This is a genomic window from Xenophilus arseniciresistens (assembly GCF_028023875.1).
Classification (GTDB): domain Bacteria; phylum Pseudomonadota; class Gammaproteobacteria; order Burkholderiales; family Burkholderiaceae_C; genus Xenophilus; species Xenophilus arseniciresistens.
The window spans coordinates 60,135-83,679 of record NZ_JAQIPB010000006.1 but is presented as its reverse complement, the minus strand read 5'-3'; the positions used below and the strand labels follow the sequence as shown (position 1 = coordinate 83,679).

Sequence of the window (23,545 nt, the reverse complement as noted above, 5' to 3'; positions counted from 1 at the left end):
CCAGGTTCTCAGGCCCTTTCGGCCACCCAGCCCTGCACCGAAGCCAGCGCCTTGGGCAGGCCCGCGGCATCGGTGCCGCCGGCCATGGCCATGTCGGCCTTGCCGCCGCCCTTGCCACCCACCTGCTGGGCCACGAAGTTGACCAGCTCGCCGGCCTTGACCTTGGCCGTGTGGTCGGCCGTGACGCCCGCGGCGATCTGCACCTTGGCGCCGTCCACGGCCGCCAGCACGATGGCCGCGCTCTTGAGCTTGTCCTTGAGCTTGTCCATGGTCTCGCGCAGCGTTTTTGCGTCGGCGCCTTCCAGGCGCGCGGCCAGCACCTTGATGCCCTTGACCTCCACGGCCTGGCTCAGCAGCTCGTCGCCCTGGCTGGAGGCCAGCTTGCCCTTGAGCTGCGTGATCTCCTTTTCAAGCGCGCGCACCTGCTCCAGCACCTGCGTCAGCCGCGGCTGCACTTCGGCCGTGGGGGCCTTGAGCGTGGCGGCCACGCTGTGCACGGTGGATTCCAGACCCTGCACATAGGCCAGCGCGTTGGCGCCGGTGATGCCTTCGACGCGGCGCACGCCCGCGGCCACGCCGCCTTCGCTCACGATCTTGAACAGGCCGATGTCGCCCGTGCGCTGCACGTGCGTGCCGCCGCACAGTTCGCGGCTGGTGCCGATGTCGAGCACGCGCACGGTCTCGCCGTACTTCTCGCCGAACAGCATCATCGCGCCGGTCTTCTGCGCGTCTTCCATGCCCATCACACGCGCCTGCGTGGGCGTGTTGGCCAGGATCTCCGCGTTCACGAGACGCTCGATCTCGAGGATCTGGTCATGCGTGACGGCCGCGTTGTGCGCAAAGTCGAAGCGCGTCTTGTCGGCATCGACCAGCGAGCCCTTCTGCTGCACGTGCGTGCCCAGCACTTCGCGCAGCGCCTTGTGCATCAGGTGGGTGACCGAGTGGTTGCGTTGCGTGGCGGCACGGCGCGCGCCGTCCACGGCGGCCTTCACCGCATCGCCCACCTTGAGCGTGCCCTGGGTCTGCTGGCCATGGTGGCCGAAGACGTCGGCCTTGATCTTGAGCGTGTCTTCCACGCCGAAGGCCACGCCCTCTGCGGTGATGAAGCCCTGGTCGCCCACCTGGCCGCCGCTTTCCGAATAGAAGGGCGTGGTGTCGAGCACCACGATGCCGGCCTGGCCTTCCTTGAGCTCGGCCACGGCCGCGCCCTCGTGGTACAGGGCCACGACCTTCGCGGCCTCTTCCAGATGCTCGTAGCCCGTGAAGACGTTGGCGGCGCCGCTGTACTCGACGGCGCGTTCCATCTTGAACTTGCCGGCCGCGCGGCCCGCGGCCTTCTGCTTTTCCATCGCGGCCTTGAAGCCGGCTTCGTCCACGGTCACCCCGCGTTCGCGGGCCACGTCCTGCGTCAGGTCGAGCGGGAAGCCGTAGGTGTCGTGCAGCTTGAAGGCCACCTCGCCAGAAAGCAGGTCGTACCTGACCCGCCCGGTTTTCTTTCCCTCGACTAACCTTCCGTCTTGCCCCTCGGACGGCTGGTGACCACCCATCCTGTAAAACTCAAGCTCCAAGATCTCCATGCCGTTGGCCAGCGTCTCGAAGAAGCGCTCTTCCTCCACGCGCAGCGTGTCGGTGATGTGCTGCGCCTGCGCCTGCAGGCGCGGGTAGGCCGCGCCCATCAGCGCCACCAGGTCATTGACCAGCTTGTGGAAGAAGGGCTTCTTCTGGCCCAGCTTGTAGCCGTGGCGGATGGCGCGGCGGATGATGCGCCGCTGCACATAGCCGCGGCCTTCGTTGCTCGGGATCACGCCGTCGCTGACCAGGAAGGCCGTCGCGCGGATGTGGTCGGCGATCACCTTGAGCGAGGCGTTGTGCAGGTCTTCGCAACCCGTTTCGCGCGCAGCAGCCTTGATCAGCGCATCGAAGATGTCGATCTCGTAGTTGCTGTGCACGTGCTGCAGGATGGCCGCCAGGCGCTCCAGGCCCATGCCGGTGTCCACGCAGGGCGCGGGCAGCTTCACGAGGCTGCCGTCTTCCTGCATGTCGAACTGCATGAACACATGGTTCCAGATCTCGATGAAGCGGTCGCCGTCTTCGTCGGGGCTGCCCGGCGGGCCGCCGGGGATGTGCGGGCCGTGGTCGTAGAAGATCTCCGAGCAGGGGCCGCAGGGGCCGGTGTCGGCCATCATCCAGAAGTTGTCGGACTTGTACTTGCCGCCCTTGTTGTCGCCGATGCGCACGATGCGGTCGGCCGGCAGGCCGATTTCCTTGTGCCAGATGTCGTAGGCCTCGTCGTCGTCGATGTAGACGGTGGCCAGCAGGCGCTCGGGCGGCAGCTTGTAGACCTGCGTCAGCAGCTCCCAGCCCCACTTGAGCGACTCGCGCTTGAAGTAGTCGCCGAAGCTCCAGTTGCCCAGCATCTCGAAGAAGGTGTGGTGGCGTGCCGTGTAGCCCACGTTCTCCAGGTCGTTGTGCTTGCCGCCGGCGCGCAGGCAGGCCTGCACCGAAGCCGCGCGCACATAGGGGCGCTTGTCGGTGCCCAGGAACACATCCTTGAACTGCACCATGCCCGAGTTCGTGAACATCAGGGTCGGGTCGTTGCCCGGCACCAGCGGGCTCGAGGCCACGACCGTGTGGCCCTTGGATTCAAAGAAATCGAGGAAGCTCTTGCGGATGTCCGCGACCGTGAATGTGGGCTGGCTCATGGATGGGTGGCTAAAGTGAGGCATCAGGCCGGGATCAGCAGGCATCGTTGGGTTTCGGACCCTGGAGGACCCTGGACCACCGCAGGCGCTGCGCCTGCTAACTGCTTGATGCGATTGAACATTCGATTATAGGTTTGAGGGGGTGCCCGGGCGCGTCGCGCGGATGCCCGCGGCAGCCCGCACCCGCCTGGGATCAGCCCCTAGAATCCGCGCCCTTCCCGCCAGCCCCCTGCCCTGCGCGCCTGCCTCATGCGGGCCAGCCGCCATGCCCGCTTCCCCCGCCTTCTGCGCCATCGACTTCGGCACCTCCAACTCCGCCATTGCCATCCCGGGGCCGCAGGGCATGCAGTTGGTCGAACTCGAGCCCGGCCGCCGCACCATGCCCACCGCCGTCTTCTACCAGGTCGAAGGGCTGCAGCCGCACGAGGCCCCGCAGCGCCTGTACGGGCGCCAGGCCCTGGCCGCCTATGTGCAGGGGCACGAGGGACGGCTGATGCGCTCGATGAAGAGCATCCTGGGCTCCAGCCTGGCGCAGCAGAGCACCGACGTGGGCGAAGGCCGTTCGGTGCGCTACCTGGACGTGGTCTCCGGCTACCTGCAGCGTTTGAAGGCCCAGGCCGAGGCCCGCGCCGGCCAGCCGATCGCGCGCGCCGTGCTGGGCCGGCCCGTGTACTTCGTCGACGGCGACCCGGTGCGCGACGCGCAGGCCCAGCAGGCCCTGGAAGACGCCGCCCGCGAGGTGGGCTTTGCGGCGCTGAGCTTCCAGTACGAGCCCATCGCCGCGGCGCTGGACCACGAACAGCGCGTGCAGCGCGAAGAGCTGGTGCTGGTGGCCGACATCGGCGGCGGCACTTCGGACTTCTCGCTCGTGCGCGTGGGCCCGCAGCGGCGCCAGCGCCTGGCGCGCAAGGACGACATCCTGGCCAGCCACGGCGTGCACATCGCGGGCACCGACTTCGACCGCCACGTGGAGCTTGCGGCCATCCTGCCCCTGTGCGGCTACCGCGGGCTGGGCCCGGCGCGCGCCGGCAGTACGCCGCGCGAGGTACCCAGCCGCGTCTACCTCGACCTGGCCACCTGGCACCTGATCAACACCGTCTACGCGCCGCAGCGCCTGGCCGAGCTGCGGCGCATGCGCGATTTCTATGGCGACCCGGCCCAGCACCAGCGCCTGATGCGCGTGGTCGAGCACCAGTTGGGCCACGCCCTGCTGGGCCAGGCCGAGGCCGCCAAGATCGCCGTGGCCGAAGGCGGCAGCACCGCCATCGACCTGGGCGCGCTGGAAGCCGGCCTGGCCTGCGGCCTCGACGAACACCAGGCCGTGCAGGCACTGGACGCCGACCTTGGACGCATCGTGCAGGCCGCGCGCGAAACCGTGCAGATGGCGGGCCTGGGCGCCGATGCGGTCGACGTCGTCTACTTCACCGGCGGCTCCACCGGCTTCAAGCCGCTGACCGAGCGCATTGCCGCCGCCTTCCCCACGGCCCAGGCCCTGCACGGCGACCGCGACGCCAGCGTGGCCCAGGGGCTGGGCGTGCATGCGCAGCGGCTGTTTGCCTGAGCCCGCAACCAACGCCCCATTGGCATACTTCAAGCACCATGTACGACCCCAAGAAAAGCTGGATGTGGGGGCGCGCCTTCCGCACCTATCCCTTGAATGAATTTGCGCCCGGCCTGCGCCTGAGCGTGCCGGCCAGCTACACCGATGGCGAAGGCGTGGCCAACGAAGATGCGCAGGGCGCGCTGCGGCTGGCCAATGGCCAGCAGGTGGGCCGCGTGAACCGCGATACCGGCGAAGTGCTGATCGGCCGCAAGTTGCGCGAAGGCGATCTGCCGCGCGGCCCCAGGAACTGAGGTTCAGCCCGCGCCGCCGTAGGGCGCGAACTCGCTGAGGTTCTCGTCCACGGCCAGCGCGCGCCCCACGTAGGGGAAGGCGCGCTGCGGGCAGCGCTCGCGTTCGCAGACCTTGCAGCCCATGCCGATGGGTGTGGCGGCTTCGGTGTCGTGGATGTCCAGGCCCTTGGCGTAGACCAGGTGCTGGGCATGGCGCACGTCGCAGCCCAGCCCGATGGCGAAGGTCTTGCGCGGCAGGCCGAAGCCCGAAGGCCCGCTGCTGACCATGCGCGCGATCCACAGGTAGGTGCGCCCATCGGGCATGCGCGCCACCTGGCGCAGGATGCGCTGCGGCTGGCCGAAGGCCTCGTACACCTTCCACAGCGGGCAGGTGCCGCCCGTGCGGCTGAAGTGGAAATGCGTGGCCGACTGGCGCTTGGAGATGTTGCCGGCGCGGTCCACGCGCACGAAGAAAAAGGGAATGCCGGCCGCCCCGGGCCGCTGCAGGGTCGACAGCCGGTGGCACACGGTCTCGAAGCCCACGCCGAAGCGCTGCTGCAGCAGTTCGATGTCGTGGTGCAGCGTGTCGGCCGCCTGCAGGAAATCGCCGTACGGCAGCAGCAGCGCGCCCGCAAAGTAGTTGGCCAGGCCCAGCCGCGCGAGCCGGCGCGAAGCCTCGTCATGCGCGAAGGTGGGCACGTCCACCAGTTCGGCGATGGCATCCGCAGCCTCCAGCAGCCCGACCTGGGTGGCGAGCTGGAAGGCCGCCTGCCCCGGCTCCAGGCCCGAGGACAGCGCCAGCACGCGCCGCGATTCGTCGTAGCGGCGCTTGTCGGCCCCCGCGGGCATGAGCACCGTGCGCACGCCGTGCTTGCGCTCGAGCCGGTCGGTCAGCCATTCGGCCAGAGTGCCGCGCTGGCCACGCGCCTGCGCCGCCAGCGATTCGGCCATGCGGTCCAGCGGATCGAAGTAGTTCTGGTAGGCGAAGAAGAAGTCGCGCACCACCTCGAAAGGCAGTGCCGGTGCGGCACGGGGGTCGGTCGGGTCCGGCGGGTCGGCGCGCTCGTCGCCCATGCGCAGCGCCATGGCCTCCATGCGCTCGGCCGCGGCCGCATTGCGCCGGTGCAGCGCGATGAGCGCGCGCGCCAGCGCCGGCATCTGCGAAGCCACTTCCTTGAGCTCGGGCAAGGTGATGGCCTCGGGTGCGTCGCCCAGCGCCTCGCGCATGCCGGCCACCAGGCCGGCCTCTTCGTCGGCCGAGAAGGCCTGCACGTCCACGCCCAGCGCATGCTGGATCTTCAGCAGCACCGCCACCGTCAGCGGCCGCTGGTTCTGCTCGAGCTGGTTCAGATAGCTGGCCGACAGACCCAGCGCCTGGGCCATCGCCACCTGGGACAGGCCGCGCTCGGCGCGCAGGCGGCGCAGCCGCACGCCCATGAAAAGCTTGCTCATGTGAGACTCCCGGATGCCTGTATTTTCGCAATATTCGCAAGGATCGACAGCGGCCTTCGCAAGAATTCGCTCTGCCACACCTTGCCAAGGCGACAAGCGCTGCGTAGATTGCGAACATGGAGACACCCCAGACGGTCGTGAGCCTCGAAGAGCTGGTTCTGCCGGCCCTTGCCAACCACCACGGCACCCTGTTCGCAGGCCAGGGCCTGCAACTGATGGCCAAGGCGGCCTACCTGGCAGCGCGGGCGCATGCACGGCGCGACATCGTGATGGCGGGCGTGAAGTCGGTGGACTTCCTGCGCCCCGTGCCGGTGGGCCACACGCTCACCCTGCGCGCGCAGGTGGTGCGCAGCGGCCGGGCCTCGATGACGGTGCGCGTGCTGGGCTCCAGTGCCGCGGTGGCGCAGCCGGCGCAGGAGGTGCTCCAGGGCGAGTTCGAACTCGTGGCCATCGACGCCGACGGCCGGCCCGCGACCATCCAACGTGATCAACAAGACAAGGAGAACACCCATGAGCAATCCCACTGACACCGCGCCGGCAGCCGGCGGCTTCAAGCCCAAGAAATCCGTGGCCCTGTCGGGCACCGCGGCAGGCAACACCGCCCTGTGCACCGTGGGCCGCAGCGGCAACGATCTGCACTACCGCGGCTACGACATCCTGGACGTGGCGACCACCTGCGAGTTCGAGGAGATCGCCCACCTGCTCGTGCACGGCAAGCTGCCCACGGTGGCCGAACTGGCCAGCTACAAGACCAAGCTCAAGGCCCTGCGCGGCATTCCGGCCGGCGTGAAGGCCGCGCTGGAACAACTGCCGCCCTCCAGCCACCCCATGGACGTGATGCGCACCGCCGTCTCGGTGCTGGGCTGCGTCAAGCCCGAGAAGGACGACCACAACCACCCCGGTGCGCGCGACATCGCCGACAAGCTCATGGCCAGCCTGGGCTCCATGCTGCTGTACTGGTATCACTTCGCCTACAACGGCAAGCGCATCGAGGTCGAGACCGACGACGACTCCATCGGCGGCCACTTCCTGCACCTGCTGCACGGCGAGAAGCCGCGCGAGAGCTGGGTGCGCGCCATGCACACCTCGCTGATCCTGTACGCGGAGCACGAGTTCAACGCCTCCACCTTCACCGGCCGCGTGGTGGCCGGCACGGGCTCCGACATGTACTCGGCCATCTGCGGCGCCATCGGCGCGCTGCGCGGCCCCAAGCATGGCGGCGCCAACGAGGTGGCCTTCGAGATCCAGAAGCGCTACGACAACCCGGACCAGGCCGAGGCCGACATCCGCGAGCGCGTGGAAAAGAAGGAAGTGGTGATCGGCTTCGGCCACCCGGTCTACACGGTGAGCGATCCGCGCAACGTGGTCATCAAGAAGGTGGCCCAGGAGCTGAGCGCCGAGCAGAGCAACATGAAGATGTACGACATCGCCGAGCGCCTGGAATCGGTGATGTGGGACGTCAAGAAGATGTTCCCCAACCTGGACTGGTTCAGCGCCGTGAGCTACCACATGATGGGCGTGCCCACCGACATGTTCACGCCGCTGTTCGTGATCGCCCGCACCTCGGGCTGGTCGGCCCACGTGATCGAGCAGCGCATCGACGGCAAGATCATCCGTCCCTCGGCCAACTACAACGGTCCCGAAGACCAGAAGTTCGTGCCGCTGGCCGAGCGCCGCTGAAACGGGCGCCGCGCGAGAAAGCCAAGAAAAACACGGGTGGGCCAAGGTCCACCCTTTTTGATTCGCCCCACATGAACAACACCCAACACCGCAAGGCCCTGCCCGGCACGGCCCTGGACTACTTCGATGCCCGCGAGGCCGTCGAGGCCGTGCGCCCCGGCGCCTGGGCACGCCTGCCCTACACCGCGCGCGTGCATGCAGAGAACATCGTGCGCCGCGCGCAGCCGCAGGACATTCCTGCCTTCCTCACGCAGCTGATCGAGTTCAGGCGCGACCTGGACTTTCCGTGGTTTCCGGTGCGCGTGGTCTGCCACGACATCCTGGGCCAGACCGCGCTGGTGGACCTGGCGGGCCTGCGTGATGCCATCGCCAAGGAAGGCGGCGACCCGGCTGCCGTGAACCCCGTGGTGCCGGTGCAGTTGATCGTGGACCATTCGCTGGCCGTGGAGTGCGGCGGCTTCGACCCCGACGCCTTTGCGAAGAACCGCGCCATCGAGGACCGCCGCAACGAAGACCGCTTCCACTTCATCGAGTGGACCCGCAAGGCTTTTGCCAACATGGAGGTGATCCCGGCGGGCAACGGCATCATGCACCAGATCAACCTGGAGAAGATGTCGCCCGTGGTCTACGTGCAGCCCGCCGCCAAGGCTGGCGAGCGCGCGCTGGCCTTCCCCGACACCTGCGTGGGCACCGACAGCCACACGCCCCACGTGGACGCGCTGGGCGTGATTGCCGTGGGCGTGGGCGGCCTGGAGGCCGAGAACGTGATGCTGGGCCGCGCCTCCTGGATGCGGCTGCCTGAGATCGTGGGTGTGGAACTCACGGGCCGGCGCCAGAGCGGCATCACGGCCACCGACGTGGTGCTGGCGCTGACCGAGTTCCTGCGCAAGGAGAAGGTGGTGGGCGCCTACGTGGAGTTCTATGGCGAAGGCGCGCGCAGCCTCACGATTGGCGACCGCGCCACCATCTCGAACATGTGCCCCGAATACGGCGCCACGGCCGCCATGTTCTCCATCGACGAGCAGACCCTGGACTACCTGCGCCTGACGGGCCGCGAGGAGTCGCAGGTCGAGCTGGTCGAGACCTATGCCAAGACCGCCGGCTTCTGGGCCGACAGCCTGCAACAGGCGCAGTACGAGCGCGTGCTGCGCTTCGACCTGTCGAGCGTGGTGCGCAACATGGCCGGCCCGTCCAACCCGCATCGCCGGCTGCCCACCTCGGCACTGGCCGAGCGCGGCATCGCCACCGACCTGGCCGCCGCGCGCGCGCAGGAGGCGCAGGGCCTGATGCCCGACGGCGCCGTGATCATCGCCGCCATCACCAGCTGCACCAACACCAGCAACCCGCGCAACGTGATCGCCGCGGGCCTGCTGGCGCGCAACGCCAACCGCCTGGGCCTGGTGCGCAAGCCCTGGGTCAAGTCCTCGCTGGCGCCCGGCTCCAAGGCCGTGGAGCTGTACCTGGAGGAAGCCGGCCTGCTGCCCGAGCTGGAGAAGCTGGGCTTCGGCATCGTGGCCTTTGCCTGCACCACCTGCAACGGCATGAGCGGCGCGCTCGATGCGAAGATCCAGCAGGAGATCATCGAGCGCGACCTCTACGCCACGGCCGTGCTCTCGGGCAACCGCAACTTCGACGGCCGCATCCACCCCTATGCCAAGCAAGCCTTCCTGGCCTCGCCGCCGCTGGTGGTGGCCTATGCCGTGGCCGGCACGGTGCGCTTCGACATCGAGCAGGACGTGCTGGCGGTGGTCGACGGCAAGGAGATCCGCCTCAAGGACATCTGGCCCAGCGACGAAGAGATCGACGCCGTGGTGCGCAGCGCCGTCAAGCCCGAGCAGTACCGGCGCGTGTACGAGCCCATGTTCGCGGCCCGCGTGGACGACGGCCATCGCGTGAGCCCGCAGTACGACTGGCGTCCCATGTCCACCTACATCCGCCGTCCGCCCTACTGGGACGAGGAAGGCGTGGGCGCGCTCGCGGCCTACCCGCGCACGCTCAAGGCCATGCGTCCGCTGGCCATCCTGCCCGACAACATCACGACCGACCACCTCTCGCCGTCCAACGCCATCCTCATGAACAGCGCGGCCGGCGAGTACCTGGACAAGATGGGCCTGCCCGAGGAGGACTTCAACTCCTACGCCACCCACCGCGGCGACCACCTCACGGCCATGCGCGCCACCTTCGCCAACCCGCAGCTGGTCAACGAGATGGCCGTGGTCGATGGCCAGGTGAAGAAGGGCTCGCTGGCCCGCGTGGAGCCCGAGGGCCGCGTGATGCGCATGTGGGAAGCCATCGAGACCTACCTGAACCGGCGCCAGCCGCTGATCATCATTGCCGGCGCCGACTACGGCCAGGGTTCCAGCCGCGACTGGGCCGCCAAGGGCGTGCGACTGGCCGGCGTGGAAACCGTGGTGGCCGAAGGCTTCGAGCGCATCCACCGCACCAACCTGATCGGCATGGGCGTGCTGCCGCTGGAGTTCAAGCCCGGCGTCAACCGCCTCACCCTGGGCCTGGACGGCACCGAGACCTATGACGTGAGCGGCGAACTGAAGCCACGCGCCGACCTGCTGCTGGTGATCCACCGCAAGGACGGCCAGACGCTGGAAGTGCCCGTGACCTGCAGGCTCGACACAGCCGAGGAAGTCTCGGTCTATGAAGCCGGCGGCGTGCTGCAGCGCTTCGCCCAGGACTTCCTGGCCGGCCAGGCGGCCGCGGCCTGAAACCCAAGGAGCCTTCTTCGATGCCTTCTGATTCGCAATTCCCCGCGCAGGTGCGCATCCCCGCCACCTACATGCGCGGCGGCACCAGCAAGGGCGTGTTCTTCAAGCAGGAAGACCTGCCCCCTTCATGCCAGGCGCCCGGCGAGGCGCGCGACCGCCTGTTCATGCGCGTGATCGGCAGCCCCGACCCCTACGGCAAGCAGATCGACGGCATGGGCAACGGCAGCTCCAGCACCAGCAAGGGCGTGATCATCGGCAAGAGCACGCGAGCCGACCATGACGTGGACTACCTCTACGGCCAGGTGGCCATCGACTCGGCCTTCGTGGACTGGTCGGGCAACTGCGGCAACCTCTCGACGGCCGCGGGCGCCTTCGCCATCCACGCGGGCTATGTGGATGCGGCGCGCGTGCCCGACAACGGCGTGTGCGTGGTACGCATCTGGCAGGCCAACATCGGCAAGACCATCGTGGCGCACGTGCCCGTGGCCAACGGCCAGGTGCAGGAGACCGGCGACTTCGAGCTCGACGGCGTGACCTTCCCCGCGGCCGAGATCGTGCTCGAGTTCATGGACCCGGCCGACGAAGGCGAGGACGGCGGGGCCATGTTCCCGACCGGCAACGTGGTCGATGCGCTTGAAGTGCCGGGCCTGGGCACCGTGCAGGCCACGATGATCAATTCGGGCATCCCCACCGTGTTCGTCAACGCGGCCGAGATCGGCCACACCGGCACCGAGCTGCAGGACGCGATCAACGGCGATCCCGCGCTGCTGGCCAAGTTCGAGGCCCTGCGCGTGGCCGGTGCGCTGCGCATGGGGCTGATCCGCACGCCCGAGGAAGCGGCCAAGCGCCAGCACACGCCCAAGATCGCCTTCGTCGCACCGCCGGTGGACTACACCGCCTCCAGCGGCAAGGCCGTGCGCGCGGCCGACATCGACGTGCTGGTGCGCGCCCTTTCCATGGGCAAGCTGCACCACGCGATGATGGGCACGGCCTCGGTGGCCATCGCCACCGCGGCGGCCATCCCTGGCACGCTGGTCAACCTGGCCGCGGGCGGCGGCGAGCGCAATGCCGTGCGCTTTGGCCACCCTTCCGGCACCCTGCGCGTGGGCGCGCAGGCCAAGCAGGTCGACGGCCAGTGGGTCGTCACCAAGGCCGTCATGAGCCGCAGCGCACGCATCCTCATGGAAGGCGTGGTGCGCGTGCCCGGCGGCAGTTTCTGAATCCCGAAGTCATCCAGCAAGCAACCCACACCATGTCTACCCGCCAACAACTCAAGGCCCTGGTCGAAGCGCGCAACGGCCTGATCGTGCCCGGCGCCTTCAACGCGCTGTCGGCCAAGGTCATCGCCGACCTGGGCTTCAAGGCCATCTACGTCACCGGCGCCGGTGTCACCAACATGTGGTTCGGCATGCCCGACCAGGGCTTCATGGGCCTGGCCGAGATCGCCGACCACACGGCGCGCATCCGCGACGCCGTGGACGTGCCGCTGCTGGTGGATGCCGACACCGGCTTCGGCAATGCGCTGAACGTCTACCACACGGTGCGCACGCTCGAGCGCGCAGGCGCCGACTGCATCCAGCTCGAGGACCAGGTCGCGCCCAAGCGCTGCGGCCATTTCTCGGGCAAGGAAGTCATCGCCACCGAAGAAGCGGTGAGCAAGATCAAGGCGGCCGTGGATGCGCGGCGCGACAGCAACCTGATGATCATGGCGCGCACCGACGCGGCGGCCACCCACGGCTTCGAGGCTGCGGTGGAGCGCGCGCAGAAGTTCGCCGAAGCCGGTGCCGACATCCTCTTCGTCGAGGCCGTGACCCAGGCCGAGGAAGTGCGCGCCCTGCCCACGCGCCTGAGCAAGCCCCAGCTCATGAACATGGTGATCGGCGGCCGCACACCCATCTTCAACGCCGAGCAGCTCGGCGAGCTGGGCTATGGCGTGGTGCTGTACGCCAACGCCGCGCTGCAGGGCGCGGTGGCCGGCATGCAGAAGGCGCTGACGGTGCTGCGCGACGAAAAGGAAGTGCAGGAATCCAGCGGCCTGGTCACGCCCTTCGCCGAACGCCAGCGGCTCGTGAGCAAGCACGAGTGGGACGCGCTGGAAAAGCGCTACACCTGAGACGAAGGCGCCGCGCGCGCCAGCTGCACGAAGGCGCGCACATAGTCGATGGCCGTGTCGGCCTCGCGGGCACCCAGGTAGATCTTCTTGGGAATGCCGCGCGGGCCCAGGCGCACGGGCACCACGTCCATCCGGGCGGCGTACTCCAGCACCAGCCAGCGCGGCAGGGCCGCCACGCCCCGGCCGCTGGCCACCATCTGCAGCATGATGTCGGTGGTCTCGATGGTCTTGTGGCGCCGCGGCGTCACGCCCGCGGGCAGCAGGAACTGGTTGTAGATGTCCAGCCGCTCGATGTCCACCGGGTAGGTGATCAGCACCTCCTTCGTGAGCTGCTGGGCCTTGACATGGCTGGCGCCTGCCAGCGGATGGCCGGCCGCCACCACCAGCACCTGCTCGTAGTCGAAGACCGGCTCGAACACCAGCCCCGGCTTGAACAGCGGGTCGGGCGTGACCAGCAGGTCGATCTCGTAGCCGAACAGCGCGCCGATCCCGCCGAACTGGAATTTCTGCTTCACGTCCACATCCACGTCGGGCCATGCCGCCAGATAGGGTGAGACCACCTTGAGCAGCCACTGGTAGCAGGGATGGCATTCCATGCCGATGCGCAGGCTCCCGCGCTCGCCCTGCGCAAACTGCTGCAGCCGCTCCTCGGCCAGGTCCAGCTGCGGCAGCACGCGGTTGGCCACGGCCAGCAGGTACTGGCCGGCCTGCGTCAGGCGCAGGCCGCGGCCTTCACGCAACCACACATCGGTGCCCAGCTGCTGCTCCAGCTTCTTCATGCTGTGGCTCAGCGCCGACTGCGTGACGTGCAGCACTTCGGCCGCGGCCGTCAGCGAGCCCTGCTTCTCGACCTCCTGCACGACGGCCAGATGGATACGCTCCAGCATTTATATGAACACCGTTCATGGATACGTGAGATAAGACCATTTTACTTCATTGATCGCACTGCCTACGATCCGCCGCTTCCCTGAATCCCGATCCTGAGAGATAGAGAAAGCGGCCATGACCACCATCCACAACCTCGGCTTCCCCCGCATCGGCGCCCGGCGCGAACTGAAGTTCGCCCTGGAGTCCTACTGGAAGGGCGAGTCCACGCGCGACGAACTGCAGGCCGAGGGCGCCCGGCTGCGCCAGCGCCACTGGCAGGAACAGGCGGGGCTGGACCTGGTGCCCGTGGGCGATTTCTCCTTCTACGACCAGGTGCTGGACACCAGCTTCCTGCTGGGCAACCTGCCGCAGCGCGTGCGCGGCTTCCAGGGCGATGCGCTGGACAACTACTTCCGCGTGGCGCGCGGCCGCTCGGCCCAGGGCGGGCAGGCGCAGGCCAGTTGCTGTGGCGGCGCGGGCCACGGCCACGGCCACGATCACGCGCAGGCGCCTTCGCAGGCCGAGGGCGTGAAGGCTGGCGAGATGACCAAGTGGTTCGACACCAACTACCACTACATCGTCCCGGAGTTCACGGCCGACACGCGTTTTGCGCTGGACGCCTCGCGCCTGCTGGCACAGCTGGACGAAGCGCTGGCGCAGGGCGTGAAGGCCAAGCCCGTGCTGCTGGGGCCCGTCACCTACCTGGCCATCGGCAAGGCCAAGGACCACAGCGACCGGCTGGCGCTGCTGGCGCATCTGCTGCCCGCCTATGCGCAGCTGCTGGAGCTGCTGGCCGCGCGCGGCGTGCAATGGGTGCAGATCGACGAGCCCCTCCTCGTGACCGAGCTCGATGCGCCATGGCAGCACGCCTTCAACGAGGCCTACCACCAACTCAAGACGGCCCCGGTGAAGATCCTGCTGGCCACCTACTTCGGCCAGCTGCAGGAAAACGCATGGCTGGCCGCGAACCTGCCGGTGGCCGGCCTGCACATCGACGCCATCAACGACCGCGAAGGCGTGCTGCCGCTGCTGAACCTGCTGCCCGCGCACAAGGTACTGTCGCTGGGCGTGATCAGCGGCCGCAACATCTGGAAGACCGACCTCACGGCCGTGCTGGACTGGGTGGAACCGCTGGCCCAGCGCCTGGGCCAGCGGCTATGGATCGCGCCTTCGTGCTCGCTGCTGCATGTGCCGGTGGACCTGGCCCAGGAACAGCGGCTGGATGCCGAGCTGCAGTCCTGGCTGGCCTTCGCGCTGCAGAAGCTCGACGAGCTGCGCCTGCTGGGCCGCGCCCTGCGCGAGGGCCGCGAGGCGGTGCAGGCCGAACTGGCCGCCAACGCCGCGGCCATCACGGCCCGGCGCATCTCGCTGCGCGTGCACAACCCGGCCGTCAAGGCCGCGGTGGCGCGGATCGACGCGGCCCTGGGCCAGCGCGCGAGCCCCTACGGCGAGCGTGCGCCCAGGCAGGCCGCATGGCTGCGACTGCCGCCCTTCCCCACCACCACCATCGGCTCCTTCCCGCAGACCGCGGGCATCCGTCAGGCCCGCAGCGAATTCAAGGCCGGCCGGATAGACGCCGGCGCCTACCAGCGTGCCATGCGCGCCGAGATCGAGCGCAGCGTGCGCGAGCAGGAACAGCTGGGCCTGGACGTGCTGGTGCACGGCGAGGCCGAGCGCAACGACATGGTCGAGTACTTCGGCGAGCAGCTGGACGGCTACGCCTTCACCGAGTTCGGCTGGGTGCAATCCTATGGCTCGCGCTGCGTGAAGCCGCCCATCCTCTTTGGCGACATCAGCCGGCCCCGGGCCATGACGGTGGAATGGATCCGCTACGCGCAGTCGCTGACCGACAGGCCCATAAAGGGAATGCTCACGGGTCCGGTCACGCTGCTGAACTGGTCCTTCGTGCGCGACGACCAGCCCCGCGCGGTCTCATGCAGGCAGCTGGCGCTGGCCATCCGCCAGGAGACGCTGGACCTCGAAGCGGCGGGCGTGGGCGTGATCCAGATCGACGAGGCCGCGCTGCGCGAAGGCCTGCCGCTGCGGCGCGCGCAATGGAAAGCCTACCTAGAGTGGGCCGTCGAGTGCTTCCGCATCTGCGCCAACGGCGTGCAGGACCGCACGCAGATCCACACCCACATGTGCTACTCGGAGTTCAACGACATCATGGCGTCCATCGCCGGCATGGACGCGGACGTGATCACCATCGAAACCTCGCGCTCCGACATGGAGTTGCTGGACGCCTTCGAGCACTTCCAGTACCCCAACGAGATCGGCCCGGGCGTATACGACATCCACTCGCCCAACATCCCGAGCGAGGCGCACATCGTGCAGCTGATGAGGAAAGCCGCGGAACGCGTGCCCGCGCAGCGGCTGTGGGTCAACCCCGACTGCGGGCTCAAGACACGGCAATGGCAGGAAGTGCTGCCGGCCCTGCGCAACATGGTGGCCGCGGCGAAGACGCTGCGCGCCCAGGCCTGAGCGGCCGGGCCGCCCGCCGTGGATCGCCGCGCGCCGCTCAGCCGTGCTGAAGCCTCGCAGCCTGCACGCCGGCGATGCAGATCAGCTCGTCTTCGTCGCCCGTGCCCCCACTGGCACCGACCGCGCCGATCACATGCCCTTGCGCATCCTTGACGACGACCGCGCCCGTCTGCGGCAGGAAGCGGCCCTGCGCCGTGGAGGCCAGCGTCACGAAGAAGTTCGGGTTGTCCTTCGCGCGCTCGGCCAGCACCCGGCTCGAGACGCCCATGCCCACCGCGCCCCAGGCCTTGCCGCGCGCGATGTCGAAGCGGAACATGCTGGCGCCGTCCTCGCTGGCAAAGGCCTTGAGATGGCCTGCGGCGTCGAGCACGGCGATGGCCATGGGCCGGAATCCGCTGGATCGGGATTGGGCCAGCGCGGCCTCGATGATGGTCGAGGCCTGGGCCAGGGTCAGGGTCAGGGTCAGGATGGTCATGATCGATGTCCAGGTTGGAAAGAACTAGTGCGAGGATGCGGCCGCAGGCGCCGGGCCCAGCGCCTCGAAGCCATAGCGGTTCATGCTGCCGAACAGGGGCATGGCCGGATGGGGCACGAAGCGGGTGCGGCAGTCGAGCACCGCCGGCAGGCCGCTGGCCAGCGCCCGCTGCATGGCGGGGCCCACCTCATGCAGCACCGCCACCCGCTCGCCATGGCAGCCGAAGCCCCGGGCAATGGCGGCGTAGTCGGTGCCCTGCAGGCCGGTGCCCAGTTCGAAGTCCAGCGCGTTCCTCTGGCCCGCCCGGATGATTCCCCAGGCTTCGTTGTTGTGGATGATCGTCAGCACCGGCAGCCCATGGCGACGTGCCGTGTCCAGCTCGTTGAGCGTGAAGCCGAACGAGCCGTCGCCGGTGACCAGCACCGCGGGTCGGCCGGGCTGCGTCGCGCTCAGGGCCAGGGCATAGGGCAAGCCAAATCCCAGGTGGCTCATGCCGGGCTCATGAAAGCGCGTGCGGACCTCCTGCACCGGCGTCAGGTCGTTCGACCAGAAGCTCGTGTGCCCGCCGTCGTAGACGACCCTGGCCTGCGCCGGCAGCGCACGGGCGATCTCGCGCGCCAGCGCTGCAGGATGCATGGCCTCGCCAGCCCCCTCTTCGGGCACCTCGAAGAGTGACTCGTAGCGGCGCCGCGCCGCCTGGCATCGCGGCAGCCAGTCCTGCTCGGTCCGCAAGGCCTGCGCTCCTTCGAGCGCAGCGATCAGATCGGTCAGCGCCGCCTTCGCATCGGCCTGCATGGCGACTTCGTGGATGACGGGGTGCCCCAGGGCCGAGGGGTCGATGTTGACCGCGATGGTGCGGTGGCCGCGCCGTGCATAGGGCCCCTGCGCGTCCCACATCCACGACGACCACCGGCAACCCACGCTGAGGATCACATCGGCGGCCGCAAAGGCCTCCTGGATCGGGGCGCCCGCGATCAGCCCGCCATGGCCGATGAAATGCTCGCTGCCGGAGGGAACCACGCCCAGCGCCATCTGGGTCGCGACGACGGGGCAACGCAGGCGCCCGGCCAGCAGGCGGACCTGCTCGCCGGCATCGCTGGCCACCACGCCCCCGCCGGCCACGATCAATGGGCGGCGCGCCTGGCCCAGCAGGGCCGCCGCCGCCAGCACGGCCTGCGCGTCGGGGCGCGAGCGGCCGATCGCGCGATAGCGCTGCGGCGCCAGGGTGAACTCGTCGTCGTGGAATTCGCAGACCTGGGCCAGCACGTCCTGCGGGATGTCCAGGTGCACCGGCCCCGGGCGGCCGCTCAGCGCCTCGCGCAGCGCGCGCCGCACCAGCTCGGGCATGCGGCGCGCGTCGTGGACCACCGCGTTCCACTTGGTCACGGGCCGGCTGGCGGCCACGGTGTCCAGGTCCATGAACATGCCGCTGTGCGGATAGGCCGCCGCACGGTGCTGGTTGGTGGTGAGAGCCAGCAGCGGCAGCTGGTTGTTGAACGCCACACCCAGGCCCGAGACCATGTTCAGCCCGCCAGGCCCCATTTCAGCCACCGCAAGCGCCAGCTGGCCCGTGGCCGCGAAGGTGGCCGCGGCCATCATGGGCCCCGCGGCTTCATGGCGCGTGCCGATGAAGCGCAGGCCCGGCTGCTGCGCGATGGCATGCAGCAACGGGCTGAGCTTGCCCCCCACCAGCCCGTACACATGCCCCACCCCTTCGTTGGCCAGGATGCGGACCAGCGCCTGCGCGCCCGTCAGTTGGATGCCCACTTCAGTCCTCCGCCGTGAAGCCCGACGCCTTCACGATGGGCGCCCACCGGTTCAGGTCGTCGCGCACGAGCTGCGCGAATGCCTGCGGCGACTGGTGGAAGGGCTGCAATCCCTGGCGTGCCAGCGCCTCGACGAGAACCGGATCCTGCAGTCCCTCGCTCACCAGCCTGCCCAATTGCTGCACACGATCCTGTGGCGTGCGGGCCGGCAGGAACCAGCCCAGCCATTCCTGCACCACGATGTCGGCGTAGCCCTGCTCGACAAAGGTGGGCACTTCAGGGAGAAAGGGCGGGCGCTGGGCGCTGGACACGGCCAGGCCGCGCAGCCTGCCGCTGCGGATGTGGGGCATGACCTCCCCCAGCACGCTCACGCTCACCGGCACCTGGCCACCCAGCACATCGTTGAGCAAGGGCGCGCCGCCCTTGTAGGGCACCGCCGTGAGCCGCCCGCCGATCTGACGGTCCAGCATCATGCCGACGAAATGCAGCGCAGAGCCCGCGGCCGGCACCCCATAGCTGCTGCCCTGGCGGCTGTCGCGCACCCAGCGCACGTAGTCGGCCAAGGTCCGGACCTCGGCTGGCACACCCGGGCCTGCGGTGAGCACGAAGGCGTACTGCACGGTGCTGGTGACAGGAATGAAATCAGCCAGCGTGTCGTAACTCAGCTTGCGGTAGGTGTTCGGGTACAGCGTCATGGGCGAGCTCGGGATCTGCAGGATCGTGAGCCCGTCGGCGGCGGCGCGACGCACGTGGTCGACGGCGATGCGCCCGCCCGCGCCGGCCTTGTAGTCGACCACCACGTTGGCGGCATAGCGCCCGCGCAGCTTCTCGGCCAGGGGGCGGGCCACCTGGTCGCCCATGCCGCCCGCGGGAAAGCCCGAGAAGATGAAGGCGGTCTTGTCGCCCTGGGCGAGCACGGGGCTCAAGGCCGCGGCCAGCGCGCTGCAGCCCGCGCCCTGCAGCAGTGTTCTTCGTTGCATGTCCTGGTCTCCGTCGTGGTCGTGGTGCCGCTACTCGGCCTGCAGGCCGATGGTCTTGACGATGCCGGCCCAGCGCTCGCGCTCGGCCCGCATGAACTGCTCGAACTGCGGCACCGTCATGTGCGCTTCGGCCAAGGTGCCCAGGGTCAGCAGCCGCTCGGCCACATCGGGCTGCGCAAGCACGCGCTCAAGGTCGCGGTTGACCTGGGCAATCAGCGCGGGCGGCGTGCCCGCGGGCGCGAACAGGCCGTTCCAGCCCGTGAACTCGAAGCCCGGCAGGGTCTCGGCCAGCGCGGGCACCTCGGGCATCTGCGGCAGGCGCCGTGCCGTGCTGACGGCCAGGGCTTTCAACTGGCCGCCCTTCAGATAGGAGGAGACTGCGGCCTCGGGCAGGCAGACCAGTTGCACACGGCCGCCGATCAGGTCCTGCAGGGCATCGGGCGCCTTGTTGTAGGGCACATGGTTGAACTGCACGCCGGCCGTGCCGGCCAGGCTTTCGAGCAGCATGCCGGAGAAGGTCTTCGGCCCCTCTGTGCCCACGGCCACCGAGCCAGGACGGGCCTTGGCCCGTGCCAGGACGGCCTGCAGGTCACGCTCCGGCAGGCCACTGGCGGCCGCCAGCACGAAGGGGCTGCGACCGATGAGCCTGACCGGTGCGAAGTCCTTGACGGGGTCGTAGGGCAGCGACTTGAAGGTGAAGACGTTCGTCACCATGGCCGCGGTGGTCGCGTAGTAGAAGGTGTAGCCGTCGGCAGGCGCGCGCGCGGCGGCCTGCGCGCCGATCACGTTCTGGCCGCCGGGGCGGTTGTCGATGACCAGCGGCTGCTGCCAGAGCCTGCCCAACTGGTCGGCCACGTAGCGGGCCAGGATGTCCGGCCCCGATCCCGCCGGCTGGGACAGGATGAGCTTGACGGGCCTGGCGGGCCAGGCCTGTGCCCCTGCCGGCAGCGCCGCCCCCATCACAGGGGCGGCCAGCCAGGCCAGGTGCGCGTGGAAGTCTCTTCGGTTCATGTCTTGTCTCCTTTGTTGTGGCTGTGTGCGCGTTCAGGCGCGCCGTGCGAGCGCTACATCGACAGCGCGTGCTGGCGCAGGCCCAGCGCGCTGGCTGCCTCGTCGATCAATGCGGCGATCTCGGATGCCCGGGCGGCCACGCCGAACACGTAGTTGTCGGGCCGCACCAGCGCCGCCACGCAGGCGTGGCGCTGCATCCAGTCCGCCACCACCCCATCGCGTTCGGGCATGCGCGCCAGGTCCACCCACTGCACGGCGTCCCATGCCGACTGCCCGGCCGCAAGACTGTCCGCGCTGGCGTGCAGGCACACCAGGCGCCAGCCGTTGCCGAACAGGGTGTCCATGCGCTGATGGCCCTGGGCCGTGCGCAGCCAGGGTTGCGGAAACAGCGTGCCGCGCGCGCTGCTGGCCTGCGCCGACAGCAGGCCCTCGGTCAGCGCCGGCAGGATGTCCTGGCGCGGCGTGTCCTGCACCTGGCCCCCGCACTGGGCGAGCAGCGCGGCATCGCGGGCCCGTGCGCGCTGCACGTCGCGCTCGCAGATCACCGCCCCCACGCCCTTGATCCGGCTCGTGAGTTCGCGCACATGGGCCTTGCGTTCCTCGCCGTAGCTGTCGAGCAGCCGCTGCGCCGCGTCGCCCCGCACCCGCCCCGTCAGCACCTCCGCCAGCTTCCAGCTCAGGTTTGCTGCGTCCCGCACGCCCTGGCACATGCCCTGGCCCAGGAAGGGCGGCTGCATGTGGGCCGCGTCCCCGGCGAGGAAGACCCGCCCGCTGCGCCATTGCGCGGCCACCAGCGCGTGGAATCGGTAGCTGGCCTGGCGCCACAGGGTGCCGTCCTCGGGGCTGATCCATCGCGCGAGCAGCTTCCAGGTCTGCTGCGCAGTCGCGACCTGCCGCGGGTCCTCCCCGGGCCGCAGCGAAATCTCCCAGCGGCGGTGATTGCCCGGCCCCAGCACCAGCGAGCAAGGTCGCTCGGGTTCGCAGTACTGCACGCTCACCTTCGGCACCTTTCGCAGGCCCTGTTCATTCAGGCGCACGTCCACGACCAGCCAGGGTTCGTCGAAGTCCAGGTCTTCCAGGGCCATGCCCATCTGCGTGCGCACCGCGCTGGAGCCGCCGTCGCAGGCGATCAGGTAGCGGGCCCGCACCTGCCGTGCCTGCTGCCCGCGCTGCACCGTGAGGGTCACGCCCTGCGCATCCTGCGCGAGCTGCGTCATCTCGGCGCCGAGTTCGACCGCCACGCTGGGCATCTGCGCCACACGGGCGCGCAACGCGCGCTCCACCGGCGGCTGCGTGAACACCAGCGAAGGCGTGTAACCCTGCGGATGGGGCGGCGCAAGCATGGTCATGCGGCGGATCAGTTGCCCATCGACGCCGTAGTACTCCGAGTTGGAAAAAGCCTCGGTGAAGGGCAGCACCGCCTCGGCCACGCCAAGCTGCTGGAACACGCGCATGATCTCGTGATCCAGCGCGATGGCGCGCGGAATCTCGTACACATCGGGCAGCCGTTCGCACACGTAGACCCTGAGCCCGCGCAAGCCCAGCAGCCCGGCAGCCACCTGCCCCGCCGGGCCATAGCCGACGATGGCCACGTCGTACAGCGCGGCGTCGTTCATGCGGCTTCCGCCACGATCGGGTTGACGAGGGTGCCGATGCGCTCGATCTCCACCTCGTAGCTGTCACCGGCCTTCATCCACACCGGCGGGTTGCGCGCCTGACCCACGCCGGCTGGCGTGCCCATCACGACCACGTCGCCCGGCTCCAGGGTGAGCACCTCGGCCAGCAGGGCCAGGGTCTCGGCCACATTGAAGATCATGTCGGTGGTGTTGGCATCCTGCATGAGCTGGCCATTGAGCCGGCCCTGGATCCTCAGGCCCGTCGCACCGGGCGGCAGTTCGTCGGCCGTCACCAGCACGGGCCCGAAGCCGCCGGTCCCGTCGAAGTTCTTGCCGATGGTCCATTGCGGCGTGCGCTTCTGGTAGTCGCGCACGCTCATGTCGTTGAAGCAGCTGTAGCCGAAGACGTACTGCAACGCATCGGCCTGCGTCACATGGCGCGGCACGCGGCGACCGATCACCACGGCCAGTTCGGCCTCGTAGTCGAAGCGCGAGGACACGCGCGGCACCACGCCGGCATCGCCATGGGCGATCAGCGAACTGGCGCCCCGGAAGAAGAACCAGGGGTAGTCCGGCTTCTCGCGCCCGCCCTCCTTGGCATGGTCGAAGTAGTTCAGGCCCAGGCAGATGGTCTTGCCCGGCTCGGGCACCAGCGGTGCCAGCTTCACGCCAGCCAGCGGCTGTCGCGCGGCCTCGCTCTCCAGCGCGGCTTGCGCTGCCGCGCCGAGGTCGACGCCGGCCTGCAGCGCCAGGCGCAGGTCCGCTGGAATGCGCGCGTCGGCCTCGTTCAGGTCGATGAGCCGGTCGCCGTCGACCACGGCCAGGCGGGGGGCGCCGTTGCGCATATAGGTGGTGAACTTCATGGTGGATCGCAAGGAAAAAGAGAAAGGGAAAACTGGGCTCAGGAAGGCGCGAACAGGATGCGGCGCTGCGCCTCCTTGAGCGTGGCCCCGGGGGGCGCGGAGATGCCCCACTGGTCGACGCGGCCGCTGGGCCACTTCCAGTGCTCGGGCCCATGGCTGACGTAGCTGTCGTCGATCTGCTCGACTTCGGCCGTGTACTCGATCACCACGCCGAAGGGGTCGATGAAGTAGTTGAAGAGGTTGTTGCCCGGCCCGTGACGCCCCGGCCCCCACTGAATAGCGAAGCCGGCGTCCTTCATGCGGCCGCCGCCGCGCATGACCGACTCGAAGTCGGGCATCAGGAAGGCGATGTGGTTGAGCGCGTCGTTGTCGGAAATGCCCAGCGCGATCGTGTGATGGTCGCGGTCGCAGTTCATGAAAGCCATGATGGCCGTGCGATCGGCAAGCCGAAAGCCCAGTGCCTGTTCGAGAAAGGCTTGCGTCTGGTCGACCGCATGGGTGTTGAGCACCACATGGGTCAGCCGGATCGGCCGGTCCGGCATGGGCGCGGCCGGCTCGTGACGGGCATCGCCATGCACCACCTGGAACACCCGGCCGTGCGGATCCCTGAACGTCATGCCGGTCCCGCCCGCCGGATCGTGCGTCAGTGCGTGGGGCGCCGCGATCAGCGTGGCACCCGCCGCAAGGGCCCGCTGCTGGACCTGCGCCAGCGCTTCATGGCTGCGCGCCCGCAGGGTGACCTGCCGGATCTGCGGCTGCTCGCCGCCCTGGTGCAGGGCCAGCAGGTAGCCGTCGGTGCCGGTGCCGCGCAGGTAGAGCGCGTCTTCGGTGCGCGCGGCCACCTCGAGCCGCCAGGTGCGGGTGTAGAAATCTTCGGCCTTGGCCAGGTCGGGCACATGCAGCGCCACGCTGCGCAATCCCTCGATCCAGGGGGAACTCATCCAGCAATCTCCTTGGGTGGCAGGCCCGTCAAGCGCCCAGCACGG

18 protein-coding genes are annotated in these 23,545 nt (G+C 69.1%); 8 read left to right on the top strand and 10 right to left on the bottom strand.

Annotation, left to right across the window (positions count from 1 at the left end; genetic code table 11):
• Positions 1-8 precede the first annotated feature (8 nt).
• Positions 9-2,702, bottom strand: a complete 2,694-nt coding sequence (gene alaS, locus PGB34_RS13175) for an alanine--tRNA ligase (RefSeq protein ID WP_271428556.1) — start codon at positions 2,700-2,702, stop codon at positions 9-11.
• Between the two features lie 265 nt (positions 2,703-2,967).
• Here alaS and PGB34_RS13170 point away from each other — a divergent pair, with 265 nt between their 5' ends.
• Together PGB34_RS13170 and PGB34_RS13165 are read left to right on the top strand one after the other, a co-directional pair.
• Entirely contained in the window at positions 2,968-4,263 is a 1,296-nt protein-coding gene (locus PGB34_RS13170) for an Hsp70 family protein (RefSeq protein WP_271428555.1), read from the top strand.
• A 38-nt stretch (positions 4,264-4,301) separates the two neighbouring features.
• Positions 4,302-4,556: a hypothetical protein gene (locus tag PGB34_RS13165; protein WP_271428554.1), complete on the top strand. Its 255-nt coding sequence runs from the start codon at positions 4,302-4,304 to the stop codon at positions 4,554-4,556.
• 3 nt (positions 4,557-4,559) lie between these two features.
• On the opposite strand, the gene PGB34_RS13160 is transcribed toward PGB34_RS13165, so the two are convergent.
• On the bottom strand, positions 4,560-5,987 hold the full coding sequence (locus PGB34_RS13160; RefSeq protein WP_271428553.1) for a short-chain fatty acyl-CoA regulator family protein: 1,428 nt from the start codon (positions 5,985-5,987) through the stop codon (positions 4,560-4,562).
• A 116-nt stretch (positions 5,988-6,103) separates the two neighbouring features.
• Between PGB34_RS13160 and PGB34_RS13155 the strand changes: the two genes are divergently transcribed.
• From PGB34_RS13155 to PGB34_RS13135, 5 genes are all read left to right on the top strand, one after another.
• Positions 6,104-6,514 carry an acyl-CoA thioesterase gene (locus PGB34_RS13155; RefSeq protein WP_271428552.1) on the top strand — a complete coding sequence of 137 codons (411 nt, stop codon included), beginning with the start codon at positions 6,104-6,106 and terminating at the stop codon, positions 6,512-6,514.
• A complete protein-coding gene (prpC, locus tag PGB34_RS13150; RefSeq protein ID WP_271428551.1) occupies positions 6,498-7,667 on the top strand; it encodes a bifunctional 2-methylcitrate synthase/citrate synthase in 1,170 nt (389 codons plus the stop codon). The genes PGB34_RS13155 and prpC overlap by 17 nt, the downstream gene beginning before the upstream one ends.
• Positions 7,668-7,738: 71 nt before the next feature.
• Complete coding sequence (gene acnD, locus PGB34_RS13145) at positions 7,739-10,387, top strand: Fe/S-dependent 2-methylisocitrate dehydratase AcnD (protein WP_271428550.1); 2,649 nt, start codon at positions 7,739-7,741, stop codon at positions 10,385-10,387.
• Positions 10,388-10,407: 20 nt separating this feature from the next.
• The gene (gene prpF, locus PGB34_RS13140; RefSeq protein ID WP_271428549.1) at positions 10,408-11,607 is read left to right on the top strand and encodes a 2-methylaconitate cis-trans isomerase PrpF; all 1,200 of its coding nucleotides are present in this window, start codon (positions 10,408-10,410) and stop codon (positions 11,605-11,607) included.
• A gap of 32 nt (positions 11,608-11,639) precedes the next feature.
• Entirely contained in the window at positions 11,640-12,500 is an 861-nt protein-coding gene (locus PGB34_RS13135; protein WP_271428548.1) for an isocitrate lyase/PEP mutase family protein, read from the top strand.
• On the opposite strand, the gene PGB34_RS13130 is transcribed toward PGB34_RS13135, so the two are convergent.
• Positions 12,491-13,387 carry a LysR family transcriptional regulator gene (locus tag PGB34_RS13130; RefSeq protein ID WP_271428547.1) on the bottom strand — a complete coding sequence of 299 codons (897 nt, stop codon included), beginning with the start codon at positions 13,385-13,387 and terminating at the stop codon, positions 12,491-12,493. The genes PGB34_RS13135 and PGB34_RS13130 overlap by 10 nt on opposite strands.
• A gap of 115 nt (positions 13,388-13,502) precedes the next feature.
• Here PGB34_RS13130 and metE point away from each other — a divergent pair, with 115 nt between their 5' ends.
• Positions 13,503-15,848: a 5-methyltetrahydropteroyltriglutamate--homocysteine S-methyltransferase gene (gene metE, locus PGB34_RS13125; RefSeq protein WP_271428546.1), complete on the top strand. Its 2,346-nt coding sequence runs from the start codon at positions 13,503-13,505 to the stop codon at positions 15,846-15,848.
• 37 nt (positions 15,849-15,885) lie between these two features.
• Here metE and PGB34_RS13120 read toward each other — a convergent pair whose 3' ends face one another.
• Genes PGB34_RS13120 through PGB34_RS13090 form a run of 7 tightly spaced genes read right to left on the bottom strand, consistent with a single transcriptional unit; the run spans position 15,886 to position 23,500 of the window.
• The gene (locus PGB34_RS13120; protein ID WP_271428545.1) at positions 15,886-16,323 is read right to left on the bottom strand and encodes a GlcG/HbpS family heme-binding protein; all 438 of its coding nucleotides are present in this window, start codon (positions 16,321-16,323) and stop codon (positions 15,886-15,888) included.
• A gap of 24 nt (positions 16,324-16,347) precedes the next feature.
• Positions 16,348-18,090 carry a thiamine pyrophosphate-binding protein gene (locus tag PGB34_RS13115; protein WP_271428544.1) on the bottom strand — a complete coding sequence of 581 codons (1,743 nt, stop codon included), beginning with the start codon at positions 18,088-18,090 and terminating at the stop codon, positions 16,348-16,350.
• 1 nt (position 18,091) lies between these two features.
• Positions 18,092-19,069, bottom strand: a complete 978-nt coding sequence (locus PGB34_RS13110; RefSeq protein WP_271428543.1) for a tripartite tricarboxylate transporter substrate-binding protein — start codon at positions 19,067-19,069, stop codon at positions 18,092-18,094.
• A 30-nt stretch (positions 19,070-19,099) separates the two neighbouring features.
• Positions 19,100-20,080 (bottom strand): Bug family tripartite tricarboxylate transporter substrate binding protein, encoded by a 981-nt coding sequence (locus PGB34_RS13105; RefSeq protein WP_271428542.1) that lies wholly within the window; start codon positions 20,078-20,080, stop codon positions 19,100-19,102.
• A gap of 53 nt (positions 20,081-20,133) precedes the next feature.
• The gene (locus PGB34_RS13100) at positions 20,134-21,696 is read right to left on the bottom strand and encodes a bifunctional 3-(3-hydroxy-phenyl)propionate/3-hydroxycinnamic acid hydroxylase (protein ID WP_271428541.1); all 1,563 of its coding nucleotides are present in this window, start codon (positions 21,694-21,696) and stop codon (positions 20,134-20,136) included.
• Positions 21,693-22,559, bottom strand: coding sequence for a fumarylacetoacetate hydrolase family protein (locus PGB34_RS13095; RefSeq protein WP_271428540.1), 867 nt, complete (start codon positions 22,557-22,559; stop codon positions 21,693-21,695). Before PGB34_RS13095 ends, PGB34_RS13100 begins: the two co-directional genes overlap by 4 nt.
• A gap of 38 nt (positions 22,560-22,597) precedes the next feature.
• Positions 22,598-23,500 carry a VOC family protein gene (locus tag PGB34_RS13090; protein ID WP_271428539.1) on the bottom strand — a complete coding sequence of 301 codons (903 nt, stop codon included), beginning with the start codon at positions 23,498-23,500 and terminating at the stop codon, positions 22,598-22,600.
• Between the last annotated feature and the right edge of the window lie 45 nt (positions 23,501-23,545).

Excerpts from the sequence above, each read along its gene's own strand:
- metE (WP_271428546.1), top strand. The coding sequence starts at position 13,503 with ATGACCACCATCCACAACCTCGGCTTCCCCCGCATCGGCGCCCGGCGC.
- PGB34_RS13120 (WP_271428545.1), bottom strand. The coding sequence starts at position 16,323 with ATGACCATCCTGACCCTGACCCTGACCCTGGCCCAGGCCTCGACCATC.
- PGB34_RS13100 (WP_271428541.1), bottom strand. The coding sequence starts at position 21,696 with ATGAACGACGCCGCGCTGTACGACGTGGCCATCGTCGGCTATGGCCCG.
- PGB34_RS13110 (WP_271428543.1), bottom strand. The coding sequence starts at position 19,069 with ATGCAACGAAGAACACTGCTGCAGGGCGCGGGCTGCAGCGCGCTGGCC.
- prpF (WP_271428549.1), top strand. The coding sequence starts at position 10,408 with ATGCCTTCTGATTCGCAATTCCCCGCGCAGGTGCGCATCCCCGCCACC.
- prpC (WP_271428551.1), top strand. The coding sequence starts at position 6,498 with ATGAGCAATCCCACTGACACCGCGCCGGCAGCCGGCGGCTTCAAGCCC.
- PGB34_RS13090 (WP_271428539.1), bottom strand. The coding sequence starts at position 23,500 with ATGAGTTCCCCCTGGATCGAGGGATTGCGCAGCGTGGCGCTGCATGTG.
- PGB34_RS13165 (WP_271428554.1), top strand. The coding sequence starts at position 4,302 with ATGTACGACCCCAAGAAAAGCTGGATGTGGGGGCGCGCCTTCCGCACC.
- PGB34_RS13160 (WP_271428553.1), bottom strand. The coding sequence starts at position 5,987 with ATGAGCAAGCTTTTCATGGGCGTGCGGCTGCGCCGCCTGCGCGCCGAG.
- PGB34_RS13135 (WP_271428548.1), top strand. The coding sequence starts at position 11,640 with ATGTCTACCCGCCAACAACTCAAGGCCCTGGTCGAAGCGCGCAACGGC.
- PGB34_RS13170 (WP_271428555.1), top strand. The coding sequence starts at position 2,968 with ATGCCCGCTTCCCCCGCCTTCTGCGCCATCGACTTCGGCACCTCCAAC.
- PGB34_RS13155 (WP_271428552.1), top strand. The coding sequence starts at position 6,104 with ATGGAGACACCCCAGACGGTCGTGAGCCTCGAAGAGCTGGTTCTGCCG.
- alaS (WP_271428556.1), bottom strand. The coding sequence starts at position 2,702 with ATGAGCCAGCCCACATTCACGGTCGCGGACATCCGCAAGAGCTTCCTC.
- acnD (WP_271428550.1), top strand. The coding sequence starts at position 7,739 with ATGAACAACACCCAACACCGCAAGGCCCTGCCCGGCACGGCCCTGGAC.
- PGB34_RS13130 (WP_271428547.1), bottom strand. The coding sequence starts at position 13,387 with ATGCTGGAGCGTATCCATCTGGCCGTCGTGCAGGAGGTCGAGAAGCAG.
- PGB34_RS13105 (WP_271428542.1), bottom strand. The coding sequence starts at position 20,080 with ATGAACCGAAGAGACTTCCACGCGCACCTGGCCTGGCTGGCCGCCCCT.
- PGB34_RS13095 (WP_271428540.1), bottom strand. The coding sequence starts at position 22,559 with ATGAAGTTCACCACCTATATGCGCAACGGCGCCCCCCGCCTGGCCGTG.